The organism is Halopseudomonas sabulinigri, assembly GCF_900105255.1.
GTDB lineage: Bacteria > Pseudomonadota > Gammaproteobacteria > Pseudomonadales > Pseudomonadaceae > Halopseudomonas > Halopseudomonas sabulinigri.
Map to the genome: position 1 here is coordinate 3,125,001 of NZ_LT629763.1, position 15,194 is coordinate 3,140,194.

General features: G+C 57.2%; 9 protein-coding genes and 2 rRNA genes (1 of these 11 only partly in view). 8 read left to right on the plus strand and 3 right to left on the minus strand.

Features of this window, described 5'->3' with window-relative positions:
* Window positions 1–2,251 (plus strand): 23S ribosomal RNA (locus tag BLU26_RS14270) (it extends 638 nt beyond the left edge of the window).
* 135 nt (window positions 2,252–2,386) lie between these two features.
* A 5S ribosomal RNA gene (rrf, locus tag BLU26_RS14275) occupies window positions 2,387–2,502 on the plus strand.
* Between the two features lie 229 nt (window positions 2,503–2,731).
* Here rrf and BLU26_RS14280 read toward each other — a convergent pair.
* Window positions 2,732–3,757, minus strand: coding sequence for an alpha/beta fold hydrolase (locus BLU26_RS14280; protein WP_092287547.1), 1,026 nt, complete (start codon window positions 3,755–3,757; stop codon window positions 2,732–2,734).
* Window positions 3,758–3,908: 151 nt separating this feature from the next.
* Here BLU26_RS14280 and glnT point away from each other — a divergent pair, with 151 nt between their 5' ends.
* The 3 genes from glnT to BLU26_RS14295 all read left to right on the plus strand — a co-directional run bounded on the left by glnT (window position 3,909) and on the right by BLU26_RS14295 (window position 7,116).
* Window positions 3,909–5,270, plus strand: coding sequence for a type III glutamate--ammonia ligase (gene glnT, locus BLU26_RS14285; RefSeq protein ID WP_092287548.1), 1,362 nt, complete (start codon window positions 3,909–3,911; stop codon window positions 5,268–5,270).
* A gap of 84 nt (window positions 5,271–5,354) precedes the next feature.
* A complete protein-coding gene (locus BLU26_RS14290; protein ID WP_092287549.1) occupies window positions 5,355–6,449 on the plus strand; it encodes a putative urea ABC transporter substrate-binding protein in 1,095 nt (364 codons plus the stop codon).
* Between the two features lie 55 nt (window positions 6,450–6,504).
* Window positions 6,505–7,116, plus strand: coding sequence for a TetR family transcriptional regulator (locus BLU26_RS14295; protein ID WP_092287550.1), 612 nt, complete (start codon window positions 6,505–6,507; stop codon window positions 7,114–7,116).
* A gap of 45 nt (window positions 7,117–7,161) precedes the next feature.
* Here BLU26_RS14295 and BLU26_RS14300 read toward each other — a convergent pair whose 3' ends face one another.
* On the minus strand, window positions 7,162–9,126 hold the full coding sequence (locus BLU26_RS14300; RefSeq protein ID WP_092287551.1) for an alkyl/aryl-sulfatase: 1,965 nt from the start codon (window positions 9,124–9,126) through the stop codon (window positions 7,162–7,164).
* A 317-nt stretch (window positions 9,127–9,443) separates the two neighbouring features.
* Between BLU26_RS14300 and BLU26_RS14305 the strand changes: the two genes are divergently transcribed.
* Together BLU26_RS14305 and BLU26_RS14310 are read left to right on the plus strand one after the other, a co-directional pair.
* Window positions 9,444–10,541 carry a carboxynorspermidine decarboxylase gene (locus BLU26_RS14305; protein ID WP_092287552.1) on the plus strand — a complete coding sequence of 366 codons (1,098 nt, stop codon included), beginning with the start codon at window positions 9,444–9,446 and terminating at the stop codon, window positions 10,539–10,541.
* 46 nt (window positions 10,542–10,587) lie between these two features.
* Window positions 10,588–11,826 carry a saccharopine dehydrogenase family protein gene (locus BLU26_RS14310; RefSeq protein ID WP_092287553.1) on the plus strand — a complete coding sequence of 413 codons (1,239 nt, stop codon included), beginning with the start codon at window positions 10,588–10,590 and terminating at the stop codon, window positions 11,824–11,826.
* Window positions 11,827–11,897: 71 nt separating this feature from the next.
* Here BLU26_RS14310 and BLU26_RS14315 read toward each other — a convergent pair whose 3' ends face one another.
* A complete protein-coding gene (locus BLU26_RS14315) occupies window positions 11,898–13,613 on the minus strand; it encodes a VOC family protein (RefSeq protein ID WP_092287554.1) in 1,716 nt (571 codons plus the stop codon).
* 215 nt (window positions 13,614–13,828) lie between these two features.
* Between BLU26_RS14315 and BLU26_RS14320 the strand changes: the two genes are divergently transcribed.
* Window positions 13,829–15,178 (plus strand): glutamine synthetase family protein, encoded by a 1,350-nt coding sequence (locus BLU26_RS14320; protein WP_092287555.1) that lies wholly within the window; start codon window positions 13,829–13,831, stop codon window positions 15,176–15,178.
* Window positions 15,179–15,194: the final 16 nt, after the last annotated feature.

The following is a 15,194-nucleotide window of genomic DNA, read 5'->3' on the forward strand; positions in this document are numbered from 1 at the left end:
GCGTTTAGTCGCTGGGTATAGACCCGAAACCGGGCGATCTATCCATGGGCAGGTTGAAGGTGCCGTAACAGGCACTGGAGGACCGAACCGACTACCGTTGAAAAGTTAGCGGATGACTTGTGGATAGGAGTGAAAGGCTAATCAAGCTCGGAGATAGCTGGTTCTCCTCGAAAGCTATTTAGGTAGCGCCTCGTGTATCACCGCTGGGGGTAGAGCACTGTTTCGGCTAGGGGGTCATCCCGACTTACCAAACCGATGCAAACTCCGAATACCAGCGAGTGTCAGCACGGGAGACACACGGCGGGTGCTAACGTCCGTCGTGAAAAGGGAAACAACCCAGACCGTCAGCTAAGGTCCCAAAGTTATGGTTAAGTGGGAAACGATGTGGGAAGGCTTAGACAGCTAGGAGGTTGGCTTAGAAGCAGCCATCCTTTAAAGAAAGCGTAATAGCTCACTAGTCGAGTCGGCCTGCGCGGAAGATGTAACGGGGCTCAAACCATACACCGAAGCTACGGGTTCATCTTATGATGAGCGGTAGAGGAGCGTTCTGTAAGCCTGTGAAGGTCAATTGAGAAGTTGGCTGGAGGTATCAGAAGTGCGAATGCTGACATGAGTAACGACAATGGGAGTGAAAAACTCCCACGCCGGAAGACCAAGGGTTCCTGCGCAACGTTAATCGACGCAGGGTGAGTCGACCCCTAAGGCGAGGCCGAAAGGCGTAGTCGATGGGAAACGGGTTAATATTCCCGTACTTCTAGTTACTGCGATGGAGGGACGGAGAAGGCTAGGCCAGCACGGCGTTGGTTGTCCGTGTTTAAGGTTGTAGGCTGAGTGCTTAGGTAAATCCGGGCGCTTAAGGCCGAGAGCTGATGACGAGTGTTCTTTAGAACGCGAAGTGGTTGATGCCATGCTTCCAGGAAAAGCTTCTAAGCTTCAGGTAACTAGAAATCGTACCCCAAACCGACACAGGTGGTCAGGTAGAGAATACCAAGGCGCTTGAGAGAACTCGGGTGAAGGAACTAGGCAAAATGGCACCGTAACTTCGGGAGAAGGTGCGCCGGTGAGGGTGAAGGACTTGCTCCGTAAGCCCACGCCGGTCGAAGATACCAGGCCGCTGCAACTGTTTATTAAAAACATAGCACTCTGCAAACACGAAAGTGGACGTATAGGGTGTGACGCCTGCCCGGTGCCGGAAGGTTAATTGATGGGGTTAGCTTCGGCGAAGCTCTTGATCGAAGCCCCGGTAAACGGCGGCCGTAACTATAACGGTCCTAAGGTAGCGAAATTCCTTGTCGGGTAAGTTCCGACCTGCACGAATGGCGTAATGATGGCGGCGCTGTCTCCACCCGAGACTCAGTGAAATTGAAATCGCTGTGAAGATGCAGTGTATCCGCGGCTAGACGGAAAGACCCCGTGAACCTTTACTATAGCTTTGCACTGGACTTTGAATTTGCTTGTGTAGGATAGGTGGGAGGCTTCGAAGCGTGGACGCCAGTCTGCGTGGAGCCAACCTTGAAATACCACCCTGGCAACTTTGAGGTTCTAACTCTGGTCCGTTATCCGGATCGAGGACAGTGTATGGTGGGTAGTTTGACTGGGGCGGTCTCCTCCCAAAGAGTAACGGAGGAGTACGAAGGTGCGCTCAGCACGGTCGGAAATCGTGCGTAGAGTATAAAGGCAAAAGCGCGCTTGACTGCGAGACCAACACGTCGAGCAGGTACGAAAGTAGGTCTTAGTGATCCGGTGGTTCTGTATGGAAGGGCCATCGCTCAACGGATAAAAGGTACTCCGGGGATAACAGGCTGATACCGCCCAAGAGTTCATATCGACGGCGGTGTTTGGCACCTCGATGTCGGCTCATCACATCCTGGGGCTGAAGCCGGTCCCAAGGGTATGGCTGTTCGCCATTTAAAGTGGTACGCGAGCTGGGTTTAGAACGTCGTGAGACAGTTCGGTCCCTATCTGCCGTGGACGTTTGAGATTTGAGAGGGGCTGTCCTTAGTACGAGAGGACCGGGATGGACGAACCCCTGGTGTTCCGGTTGTATCGCCAGATGCATTGCCGGGTAGCTACGTTCGGAAAAGATAACCGCTGAAAGCATCTAAGCGGGAAACTTGCCTCAAGATGAGATCTCACTGGGAGCTTGACTCCCCTAAAGGGCCGTCGAAGACTACGACGTTGATAGGTTGGGTGTGTAAGCGCTGTGAGGCGTTGAGCTAACCAATACTAATTGCCCGTGTGGCTTGACCATATAACACCCAAGCAATCTGGTGTTATCAGGCACACAGAATGACAATTCTAGAACTTGTCGAGATTACGACTTACCGTTCTTCTATCACCTATTCAAGCTTTTAAGCTGTTCGGCTCGCCGGGCAGTAACGAATTGCTTGACGACAATAGAGCATTGGAACCACCTGATCCCATCCCGAACTCAGAAGTGAAACGATGCATCGCCGATGGTAGTGTGGGGTCTCCCCATGTGAGAGTAGGTCATCGTCAAGCGCTTATACCAAAACCCCCGATCTGGAAACAGATCGGGGGTTTTACTTTGGGCGGGAGAAAAGGCCGTGCTAGGCCGGCAAGCTCAAGAGACCTACCTTTGAGGTTGTTGCTGAGTCTGAGCGTTATAACGACGTTGCAGACGCCTATGATGTGGACTTGTTGTCTGCTGGCGTACGTTACAACTTCTGATGACTGAAAAAAGGAGGCTTTGGTCTCCTTTTTCATTGGCTCATTTTTTCGTCAGTAACTGATTAATCTCGCCAAGAATATACCGTGTGTCTGCGGCGTTTCGCCCAGGTGCACCTGCGCAATGTCCCCATTCAGATCTGAGTACATTCAGCCGGGCATCCGGAATAAACCCAGCTTCGTAAGCCGCGTCTTCTTTTGTGAAGTACAGATCACTGCTGCCGGGCATGATCAGAGTGCGGGCCTGGATGGCGCCGAGTGCTGCCGTCATATCGCCATTGAATATGGGGTTCCGACTGATATCGGCTGTTTGCCAAGTATTCAGCATGCACAGCAGGTCATTTGCATCCTGCTGCAGATGATCGTCCTCCCAAAAGCGCAGCAAGTCTTCGATGGACTGGTGGCCGAGTTGACGATAGGTTTCGTTGCGATAGAACGCCTGGCTGTAGGCCCAGCCGGCGTAAACGCGAGCGAATGCCTTAAGCCCAGCGGCGGGGGGTGTCGTGTAGTCACCGTTATCCCAGTTCGGGTCGCAGGTCAGCGCGGCTTTCACTCCTTCGAGAAATACCTGGTTATGCGGCCAACAGCGGGCGGTGGCGCAGATGCTGGCAACTGCACGGACTTGCTCTGGATATAGGCATGCCCACTGCAAAGCCTGCATGCCGCCCATGGACCACCCTGCTACCAAGGCGATAGATGCATTGGCAAAGGTTTCCTGCACGAGCTGATGCTGCAGGCAGACATTGTCATACAGACTGATGGTTGGAAAGCGAGCGTTTCGCTGCTCCGGGTGTGCGTTGCTTGGGGAGCTGGACTGGCCGTTGCCTATTAGGTTGGGTATGACGATGCAGTAACGCTCGGGGTCCAGGGCGCTGTTTGCACCAATCAGGGGCAAGTTGCCTTCGTGTGTTCCACCATAGTACGTGGGCAGCACGACCAGGTTGTTCTTATCGGCGTTCAACTGGCCTACCTGTGCGTAGCTTAACTGAGCGTCAAGGAGTGTCTCGCCGCTCTGGAGACTGAAATTTCTGGCCCGGTAAGTTTTAACAACTGTCTGATTTAATTTCATAAATTGGTGTTCCACGTATCCGCTTGGTGTTTCTCGGCTGCTGTAAATGGGCGCTATCCATTCAATATACATGCATGCTGGCATGTATATTGAATGAAAGATCCGTACCAGTTACCGCAGCGGGTGCGGTCAGAATCAACGGAGTATCAGCATGAGTGAGCACGCTACAACCGAGCAACTGAAACAGAACCTGCACGAACAGGGCGTCAAGTATGCGCTCGGCGGTTATGTAGATTTGCATGGCGTCATCAAGGGCAAGTTTGTGCCGCTGGAGCACCTTGGCCGCATGATGAAGGGCTCGGAGTTGTATACGGGCGCTGCGCTGGATGGGGTGCCGCAGGATATCAGCGATAACGAAGTCGCCACCATGCCTGACGCCTCCACCGCCACGGTTTGCCCGTGGAATCCTGAACTGGCCTGGTTTGCCAGTGACCTTTACCTGGATGGTGCGCCCTTTGAGGCCTGCTCGCGCAATATTCTCAAGCGGCAGGTCAGCCTTGCAGCTGATCTCGGGCTGACTTTCAACCTGGGTATTGAGACCGAGTTCTTCCTGTTCAAGGACAGCGATGACGGCTCTTTTGAGCCCATCAGTGCCCGCGATACCCTGGCCAAACCCTGTTACGACCCCCGCGGATTAATGGACAACATGCCCATTATTGGCGAGCTGGTCGAGGCTATGAACGCGATGGGTTGGGATGTTTACTCCTTCGATCACGAGGATGCCAACGGCCAGTTTGAAACCGACTTCACCTATACCGACGCGCTGGGGATGGCCGACCGTCTGGTGTTCTTTCGCTTGATGGCCAACGAGATCGCGCGCAAGCACGGTGCTTTTGCCAGCTTCATGCCCAAACCCTCGGCCACCCGCACCGGCAGTGGTGCGCACTACAACATGTCGTTGGCGGACCGGGAAACCGGCAAGAACCTGTTCGACGTGGCCAATGGCAGTGATCCGCACGGCTGTGGGGTGACTGAAATGGCGTACCACTTTATTGCCGGGATTATGAAGCACGCCAAGGCAATCAGTGCGGTGATCGCGCCGACCGTCAACAGCTATAAACGGCTGGTACGCAAGGGCAGCATGTCGGGCTCGACCTGGGCGCCGGTCTTCGTCTGCTACGGCAACAACAACCGCACCAACATGCTGCGGATCCCATCCCAGGGGGCGCGGGTCGAATGTCGGGCGGCGGATATCGCCTGTAATCCCTACATGGGCGCAGCGATGATGCTGGCTGCGGGACTTGAAGGCATTCGCGAGGGCATGGATCCGGGCGCACCGCACCGCGAGAATATGTACAACTACACCGACCAGCAGGTTCGCGAAATGGACATTGAAATGCTGCCGCAGAACCTCGGCGAAGCTATCGACGCCTTCGAGGCCGATCCTCTATCCAAAGCGGTGTTCGGTGATGCCATGTTCGCTAGCTTTGTTAACTACAAGCGCCAGGAGTGGACCGAGTACCACACCCACGTTTCCGACTGGGAGCTCAAGCGCTACCTCAAGTTCTTCTGATCCGAGCGGGTCGCTGCCGGCGGCCCGGTTCTTGCTGTCTACCTGTAGCTAAGGTGATAACTAAAAACCATCTGGAGTAGAGTCATGAAAAAGTCCGTACCTTTTGCACGACGTTTCAAGCAGGTTGTTTCCGGTGCACTCATTGCATTGGCTGCTAGCACGGTAATGGTGCCGGTCGCCTCGGCGGAAGAGAAAGACAGCTTCAAGCTGGCCTGGAGTATTTATGCTGGCTGGATTCCGTGGAAATACATCGACGAGTCCGGGCTGATGAAAAAATGGGCTGATAAATACGGCATTGAAGTCGAGATCGTGCAGATCAATGACTACATCGAGTCCATCAACCAGTACAGCGCCGGCCAGTTTGACGGTGTGGTAGCGACCAGTATGGATGCCTTGTCGATTCCCGCTGCCGGCGGCGTGGATACCACCGCGTTGATTGTTGGTGACTACTCCAACGGTAACGACGGCATCGTGATGAAAGGCAGCAGCGACCTGAAAGACCTCAAGGGCGAGCAGGTCAATCTGGTCGAGCTGTCGGTTTCTCATTACCTGCTTGCTCGTGCGCTGGATTCCGTGGGTATGACCGAGAGCGACGTTACTGTAGTCAACACCAGCGATGCGGATATGGTTGCTGCCTTCAATACGCCGGAAGTGAAAAACGTCGTCACCTGGAATCCGCTGCTGGATGAAGTTCTGACGATGCCGGGCGCCAATCGCGTGTTCGACTCCAGCCAGATCCCCGGCCACATCAAGGACCTGACCATCGTCAACACGCAAACCCTGAAGGACAATCCCGCGCTGGGTAAGGCTCTGGTAGGTGCCTGGTTCGAGCTGATGGCCGAAATGGGCACCGACAGCGAAGCCGGTCAGAAAGCCCGCGCCGCCCTGGGTGAAGCCTCGGGTACCGACCAAGCCGGTTATGAGGCTCAGTTGGCGGGCATGAAGATGTTCTGGCAGCCGGCTGATGCACTGACTTTCATCCGCAGCGCAGAAGCTGTCGAAGCGATGGATAGCGTGCGTCAGTTCTCGTTCGAGAAAGGGCTGCTGGGCGAAGGCGCGGATTCTGCCGATTTCGTCGGTATCAGTCTGCCCAACGACAAAACCCTGGGCGATACCGGTAATATCAAGCTGCGTTTTGATACCGAGTACATGCAGATGGCGGCCGATGGCGCTCTCTGATCACGCCTGACTGTTGCCGGCAGCCAGGTTGCCGGCAACATCTGTTGGAACACCCATGCGCAGAACCAAAGAAGACGCGGAAAAAACCCGCCTTAAAATCATTGAAGCCGCGCTGACGCTGTTCAGTCGCAACGGCTATTCGAATACCACCTTGGCGATGATTGGCACTGAAGCCGGTTATAGTCGTGGCCCCATCTATTGGCACTTCAAGAAGAAGGACGATCTTTTTCAGGCCGTGCTGGCCTATTCTCAGGAGCCGCTGGAACTGCTGGTGGCAGAGGCGCGTGGTACCGCCTTGCCGCCGCTGGCGACCATCGAGCGTTTTGTCGCGCGCTGGTTTGATTTGCTGGTGGAAGATGCCTGGTTTCGGCAGTCGTTCGAGATTCTGTTGAACAAGACCGAGCTGACCGACGCGGTTGCCGCGACGCTAAAGCGTGAGCGCAAGCTGACGCGCAGCATGATAGGTACCTTGCAAGAGTTGCTGGTAGCGGCACAGGCCAACGGCAGTGTGCCGCAGACGCAAGCGCCAGAGCAATTGGCACTGTTAGTCTATACCCAGTTGATGGGCGTGACCCAAAGCTGGCTGTTTGCGCCGCGCCTGTTCAATCTCGGCAAGCAGCGGGCCTTCTTTACCGGGCGGCTGATGACTTCTTTACAGCAACCCTGATGCAGAAAACCCGCCGAGTGGCGGGTTTTCTTGGTTGCTGGCGTCTTAGTCTTTTACTGGCTCAATGATCGGGAAGCTGCCGGAAGGTACTTCCAGCATCTGCAGCAGCCCGAAGAACGCTTGAGGTTCGCCCGATACCGTAATCTGGCCTGCTTTCACCGCTTCCGGAAAGGTGGTGCGCTTCAGCAGGATCTGATTCAGGGTTTCTCGCGTCATTACAACGGTCGCTTGTGCGTCGTCATCCTGAGCGTCGGCGCGATAGGTCAGGGTCGAGTGCTCCAGATTCAGTCGGTAGTTTTCCTTGGTATCGCTCAACTGCCAATTGATCACCAGATGCTTGCCGTTGGCCTTGGCCGCGTCCAGACGCACCGCCATGAGGTCGAAGAACATGCCGGTGTCCAACGCCTGCAGTACGTCGGGCGAGAGCGAGCCGTCCGTGGGTTTGGTCGAGCCGTCGCGCAGCTCCATGGCGCCGGTGAGATAGGCGCCGCGCCAAGTGCCGGCTTCGGCCTGATAACCGAGCTGTTCCAGCGCATCGGCTCCCAGCTCGCGTGCCGCCCGGTTGTCGGGTTCGGCGAAGACCACCTGGCTCATCACCGAGGCCACCCAGCGATATTCGCCGTTGGCGTAATCCTTGCGCGCCTGCTCAATCACCTTCTCCGCTCCGCCCATATACTCAACCGTCTTGGCCGCGTTTTGTGCTGGCGGCAACGGATTGAGGTTGGCCGGGTTGGCATCGTACCAGCCCATGTAGCGCTGATAGATGGCTTTGGCGTTATGGCTCAGCGTGCCGTAGTAGCCACGCGCATACCACTGTTGATCCAGGCTCTCCGGCAATTTGAGCTGCTCGGCGATGTCGCCCGGCAGGTAGCCCTTGTTGATCATGCGGACTGATTGGTCGTGCAGGTATTTGTACATGTCGCGCTGCACCGACAGAAACGTTTTGGTTTTGTCTTCACCCCAGACTGGCCAGTGGTGCTGGCCAATAAGTACATCGGTGTTGTCACCAAAACGCTCGAGTGCCACATCAATATAATGCGACCAGGCGCTGGCATCGCGCACCGCGGCGCCGCGGATGGTATACACGTTGTGCATGTGCTGGCTGGTGACTTCGCCGGTATCCAGTACCTTGAATTTGGGGAAGTACATCATCATTTCCGACTCGGCTTCGGTGCCGTGCGCCATCTGGAACTGCACTTCGATGCCATCGATGGTGAGCGTGGCGTTGTCCGGTACCGTATCGGTAGGCGCAATCAGGGTGCGATCTCCCTTGGACAGCGCTTTGCCCAGACCAGTGTCGACATGCCCGCGCTCGCCTGGTGGCAGCGTCGCGCCAAACTGGTACGCCGCCCTGCGGCTCATTGCCGGGCCGGCGATCACGTTCTCGGACACCGCGTGCTCCATAAAACCAGCAGGTGCGTAGACGTGCGCCTTGCCGGCCTTGACGTCTGCTTCGTCAAGCACGCCTTTTACCCCACCCCAGTGGTCAACATGGTTGTGAGTGTAGAGCACCGCCACAACAGGCTTCTTTGGGCGGTTCTGGTAGTACAGCTCCAGACCGGCCTTGGCGGTGGACGGCGATAGCAGGGGATCAATAATGATCAGCCCGGTGTCGCCTTCGATGATAGTCATATTGGCCAGATCCATGCCGCGAATCTGATACACGCCATCGGTCACCTTGAACAAACCATGAATGGCATTCAGGCGCGCCTGCCGCCACAGGCTGGGGTTGACGGTGTCCGGAGCGTCTTCCTGGTTGAGGAAGCCATACTCGCTCATGTCCCAGGCCACGGAGCCGTTGTCGTTGGTGACCTTGCCATCCGGTAGCTTGGCCACAAAGCCGCGCTCGGCATCGCTGAAGGCTTGCTTGTCGGCGAAGGGAAGCTGCTGCAGGACCGCCTTGTTGTGCGCGGCAGTGGTGTCGGTCGCCGCGTTGGGCGCAGCAAAGCTGTTCAGGCTGATACTCGCGGCCAGAGCGCTCAGGCAGTGGACAAGGGTACGTGATCGCATCGGGTGTCTCCCAGAATTGGCTGGCGTCACTGGATGACGCGCTATTGTTGTAAGCGAAAGAAATGGTGGCGCTATATCAACTATAGGTAGTGTCCTGGTTATATGGCTAATGCATTTTGATTGTTTATTTGATGCGTGTTACGCATGATTCTGGGCGCTGAAGTGAAATTGAAGCATTGCCGGTGTACCCTTGGGGTCTTCACGCGGCTGGCGGCGGGGGAATTTTTTATCGAAGCAACCGCCTGGTTAAACTATAATCGCGCGCTTTCCAACGCCCGATCACTGTGGGCTTTTGACAGCTGGAGGTAATAACCGAATTGATCAAGACGCCGTACTATCTCATCGACAAGAGCAAGTTGAAGCAGAACATGGAGAGGATCGCCTACGTGCGCGAACACTCCGGAGCCAAGGCCCTGCTGGCCCTCAAGTGTTTCGCCACCTGGTCCGTGTTCGACTTCATGAGTGAGTACATGGATGGCACCACATCCTCGTCATTGAATGAGGTCAAGTTAGGGCGCCTCAAGTTTGGCGGTGAAACCCACGCCTACAGCGTGGCCTATGCCGACGACGAAATTGAGGAAGTGCTGAGCAATTCGGACAAGATCATCTTCAACTCCATCAGCCAGCTGCAGCGCTTTAGCGATGCGTCGGCCGATACAGTACGCGGCCTGCGGCTGAACCCCGGCGTCAGCAGTTCCGATTTTCTGATTGCTGATCCTTCGCGTCCCTTCAGCCGCCTTGGCGAGTGGGATGCGGCGAAGATCGAGGCCGTGCTGCCGCTGATTTCCGGTTTCATGATCCACAATAACTGTGAGAACGGCGACTTTGCCCTGTTCGATCAAATGCTCGGCCAGATTGAAGAGCGCTTTGGTCACCTGCTGCAGCAGGTAGAGTGGGTCAGTCTGGGCGGCGGCATTCATTTTACCGGCGACGATTACCCGGTAGATCTGTTCTGCGCGCGACTCAAGGCCTTCTCCGAAAAGTACGCTGTGCAGGTGTATCTGGAGCCGGGCGAAGCGGCGATCACGCTCAGCACCTCGCTGGAAGTGACCGTGCTCGACACCCTCTATAACGGCAAGCAGCTGGCGGTGGTCGACAGCTCGATCGAAGCGCACATGCTGGATCTGCTGATTTACCGCCAGGATGCCAAGATGGCACCCTGTGATGGCCCGCACCAGTACATGGTGTGCGGCAAATCCTGTCTCGCTGGCGATATCTTCGGCGAGTTCCAGTTTGATCGCGAACTGAACGTTGGCGATCGTCTCTCCTTTATCGACGCGGCCGGTTACACCATGGTCAAGAAGAACTGGTTCAATGGCGTGAACATGCCCGCCATTGCGATCAAGCAACTTGATGGTGATGTGCAATTGGTCCGTGAGTTCGGTTTCCAGGATTACCTAGAAAGCCTCTCCTGAGGCCACAACCCAGCCTTTATCCAAGGAGGCGTTGCGAGGAAGAGCAATGAAGAAAAACGTTCTGATTATTGGTGCCGGCGGTGTAGCCCAGGTGGTTGCACATAAGTGCGCGCAGCATAACGATGTGTTGGGCGACATTCATATCGCCTCACGGACACTCGACAAGTGCCAGGCGCTGGTCGACAGCGTGCGTGAAAAGGGTAGTCTGAAAACCGCCGGTGAGCTGCAGGCTCACGCGCTGGATGCGCTGGATGTGGAAGCTACCAAGGCGCTGATCGCCAAGACCGAGTCGCAACTGGTCATCAATGTTGGATCCGCTTTTATCAATATGTCGGTACTGCAGGCGTGCATCGAAACCGGTGCTGCCTACCTGGATACCGCCATCCACGAAGACCCGGCCAAGATCTGCGAAACCCCGCCGTGGTATGCCAACTATGAGTGGAAACGCCGTGAGCTTTGTGAGCAGAATGGCATTACTGCGATTCTGGGCGTCGGCTTTGATCCGGGCGTGGTCAACGCCTATGCCAGCGTCGCCTACAATGAATACTTCGACAGCGTCGACTCGATCGACATCATTGATATCAACGCCGGCAGCCACGGCAAGTACTTTGCGACCAACTTCGATCCGGAAATCAATTTCCGTGAGTTCACCGGTCAGGTCTGGTCCTGGCAGAACAGCCAGTGGACCAGCAACCAGATGTTCGAGGTCAAGCGTACCGATGATCTGCCGGTAGTTGGCTCGCAGACCAGCTACATGACCGGTCACGATGAAGTGCACTCGCTGTCGCAAACCCTGAAGGTGCCGAATGTGCGTTTCTGGATGGGTTTTGGCGAGCACTACATCAATGTGTTTACCGTGCTGAAGAACCTGGGGCTGCTGTCCGAACAGCCGGTCACCACCGCTGAAGGTCTGGAAGTGGTGCCCCTCAAGGTGGTCAAGGCCGTACTGCCTGATCCGTCTTCGTTGGCGCCGGATTACAGCGGCAAAACCTGCATCGGTGATGTGGTCAAGGGCAAGAAGGACGGCAAGGACAAGGAAGTGTTCATCTACAACGTGGCCGATCACGCTGAAGCCTATGCCGAAGTGGGCAGTCAGGGTATCTCCTACACCGCGGGCGTACCGCCAGTCGCGGCGGCCATCCTGATCGCCAATGGCGCCTGGGACGTGCAGAAGATGGTTAACGTGGAAGAGCTGGACGCCAAGCCGTTCATCAACCTGCTGAACGAAATGGGTCTGCCGACCCGCGTCAAGGATGAGCAGGGCGACCGCGCACTGAGCTTCTGACAGCGGATTCCAAGTGCGGTTTGCGTTAATAAAAAGGCCAGCTTCTCAGCTGGCCTTTTTAGTTTCGCACTTCAGGGCGCGTCTGTTGGTTGCCCCCAGGGCGCCAGCAGTACTTCCAGCAGCGTACCGTCGGCGTCTTTGGCGAAGCCGACCAGCTCGCCTTCGCGCCCGGCATCCTCGGATACGTCGGGCTCTTGCAGCACGCGCTCGCCGGCCGTATCGATAGTCTCGATGAATGCCTCCGGTGACGCAGTCGCGATCTCCAGTTTGACCGGGTTGTCGGTGTAATTGCGCGGCGTGCCATTGGTCCAGTTCATCAATACCAGTGCCGAACCGCCGTAACCCTGCAGGATGTACTCGTTGTACTGGCCGGGAATGGGCAGAAACAGCGACACCTTGAAGCCCAGGGTATCGGCATAGAACGCTTTGGCGGCCGCGAGGTCACTGACGCCGATACCGAAGGCACCGAAGTAGGACTCGCTAGCGGCGCTATCGCCGACGATCTCGACCAGGTTGTTGTCCAGATCACGAGCGAAACCGACTATCGCATTACCCAGTGCAGGGCCCTGGTCTACAGGCTCGACCAGCACCACGCCGCCGGCATCGCGAATGTCCTGGGCGAAAACGTTGGCGTCTTTGGCGTAAAACACCAGCTTGCCCGGATTCTGGCGATAGTTGCGGGTAACCTCGTCGGTAAAGCCCATGAGGATTACCTGCGAGCCACGGCCGTCGGCAGATTCCAGCACGACTTCTTCGCGGTTGTCGCGGGTACGGCGCTCCATTTCCTGCATGCCCAGGCCGTCGGTATAGAAGGTGACAGCGGCGTCCAGGTCGGCCACGCCAATCGCGGCGCCGCTCAGATAGGCACGGATCGACTGGCGAATTTCCAGCAGGGTGCCGTCGGCATCCGAGGCGTAACCGACCAGGGCGTCGTTCAGGTCGGCGTCGGCAGAAGGCGCGGGCTCCTGGCTAACGTTCTCGCCAGCCTCGCTGATCGCATCGCGCAGTCGCTGCGGCTGCGCGGCTGCCAGCTCCAGCTTGACTGGGTTGTCGGTGTAGTTGCGCGGCGTGGCGCTGGTCCAGTGCATCAGCACCAGCGCTGAGCTACCGGGCACCGGCGAGGTGAGGATGTACTCATCGTACTGTCCGGGAATCTGCAGGAACTGGTCTTCCTCGAAACCCAGGGTCTCGACGTAAAAGTCACGCGCTGACTCCAGATCAGACACGCCAATGCCGAAAGCACTGAAGTAGGAGTCGGTGGCGTCGTCGCTGCCGGTAATCTCGATCAGGTTGTTGTCCTGATCACGGCCAAAGCCAACCACAATGCCGCCGACACTGGCCTGGGGCGCGGGCGGTACGGTGATGCGCCCGCCGGCGAGGGTAAAGCGGGTGGCAAAGGCGGCCGGATCTTTTACGTAAAACACCAGCTTGCCGGGGTTCTGCTGGGTGTTGCGGCCCACGCCATCGGTAAAGCTCATCAATACGACATTGGAGCCGCGCTTGTCGGCGGACTGCAGCACCACTTCGATGCGGTCATCGCGGATAACGCGCTTGATCTCGGTCATGCCGAGACCTTCTTTGTAGACCTTGAGGGCTGCGTCCAGGTCGGCAACACCTATAGCGGCGGCCTGCAGGTAGACGCTGTTTTCGCGGGTATCGGCGGCCGGAGGCGGCGGGGTGGTGGAATTATCCGAGTCACTGCCGTCACCGCTGCTTAAACAGCCGGACAACAGCAACACGAGCAGGCCAAGGCTGAGCCTTGAACCACGGCGGGCAACTGATTTCATCGGAGTACCTTTCTTGTCTTTATGGTCGCTGCGGTTGCAGCATATTGGCCGACCAATAATGAATGAATGTTCGTTCCATTTGCAAGTGTCCTGTCGCTGTCGCGATGGCTCGCTGGGACAGTCGCGTTCTCACTCGGTTGGTCTGCTTGCAAGCGGATGGGGTATCATCCGGCAACGCCATTTTCGGCAAACCGGCCAGCAAAGGTAGTCGCGCCATGACGTCCCCCCTGTCTGCAGTTCCCATGTCCGAGCGGTTGGCGGGTGTGGCTGATATTGAATGTGTAACCCCGGATCTGAACGGGGTGCCGCGTGGCAAGGTCATGACGGTGGAGGGTTTTCTCAGCGAGCGGCGCCTGCAGCTGGCGCGCGGCGTGCTGCTGCAGTGCATCATGGGCGGCTATCCCGAGGCCGAGTTTTATGGGCACGACGACGGCGATCTGGTGCTCTGCCCGCAAGCCGATCAGGTGCACGTGCTGCCCTGGCTGGATCAGTCCCGCGCGCTGGCGATCTGCGAGGCGGTGGAGCTGGATGGCCAGCTGTCGGGCCTGTCGACCCGCGCGTTGCTGCGCAAGGTGGTCAACCGGTACGCCGAGCGCGGCTGGCAGCCGGTAGTGGCGACCGAGCTGGAATTTTTCCTGTTTGAGCCCAACCGTGACGATACCCAGGCCTTCCAGCCGCCGGTTGGGCTCGACGGCCGCCGTGAAGTGGGGGCTGGCGCGTTCAGTGTCAGCACCAGTAATGGCCTCAAGCCGTTCTTTGACGAAATCAGCGCGGGCATGGCGGCGCTGGGTATCCCGCGTGACACCTTCATGCACGAGATGGGCGTCAGTCAGTTCGAAATCAACTTTGTGCATGGCGATCCGGTACTGATTGCCGACCAGACCTTTCTGTTCAAGCACATGCTGCACGAGGTCGCGCTCAAACACGGGTTGATCGCCGTGTGCATGGCCAAGCCGCTGGCCCGCGTGCCGGGTTGCTCGATGCACATTCATCAGAGCATTGTCGATCAGGCTAGTGGGCAAAACATCTTTACCGAGGCGACCACCCAGCAGCCGACCGCTGCCTTTAACCATTTCATCGGCGGCTTGCAGCACTGCATGGCCGAGCTGACCTTGCTGATGGCGCCTTACGTGAACTCGTACCAACGCTTTTGCCATGCTTATGCCTCACCCAACAATCTCTGCTGGTCGCACGACAATCGCGCCGCCGGCTTGCGCATTCCCGCCAGCGAGCCGATTGCGCGACGGGTTGAGAATCGCCTGCCCGGGGCCGACGCCAACCCCTATCTGGCGGTCGCCGCCTCACTGGCTGCCGGCCTTTATGGTATCGACCACGGCTGTGAACCGAGCGCGCCGGCGCAGGGCGAATTCACTGCGCCGGATGAGCTGGTTCTGCCTGGTACGCTGCATGAGGCGATCCACCGGCTGGACCGCAGCGAGATCGCGCGCGGGCTGTTTGGTGCCGAGTTCATCAACGGTTATCTGGCGACAAAACGCATGGAGCTGGAGAGTTTCATGGACGAGATAACCCCCTGGGAGCGACGTTTTCTGGGTAGCCAGGTCTAGGCGTCTAACTGCGACC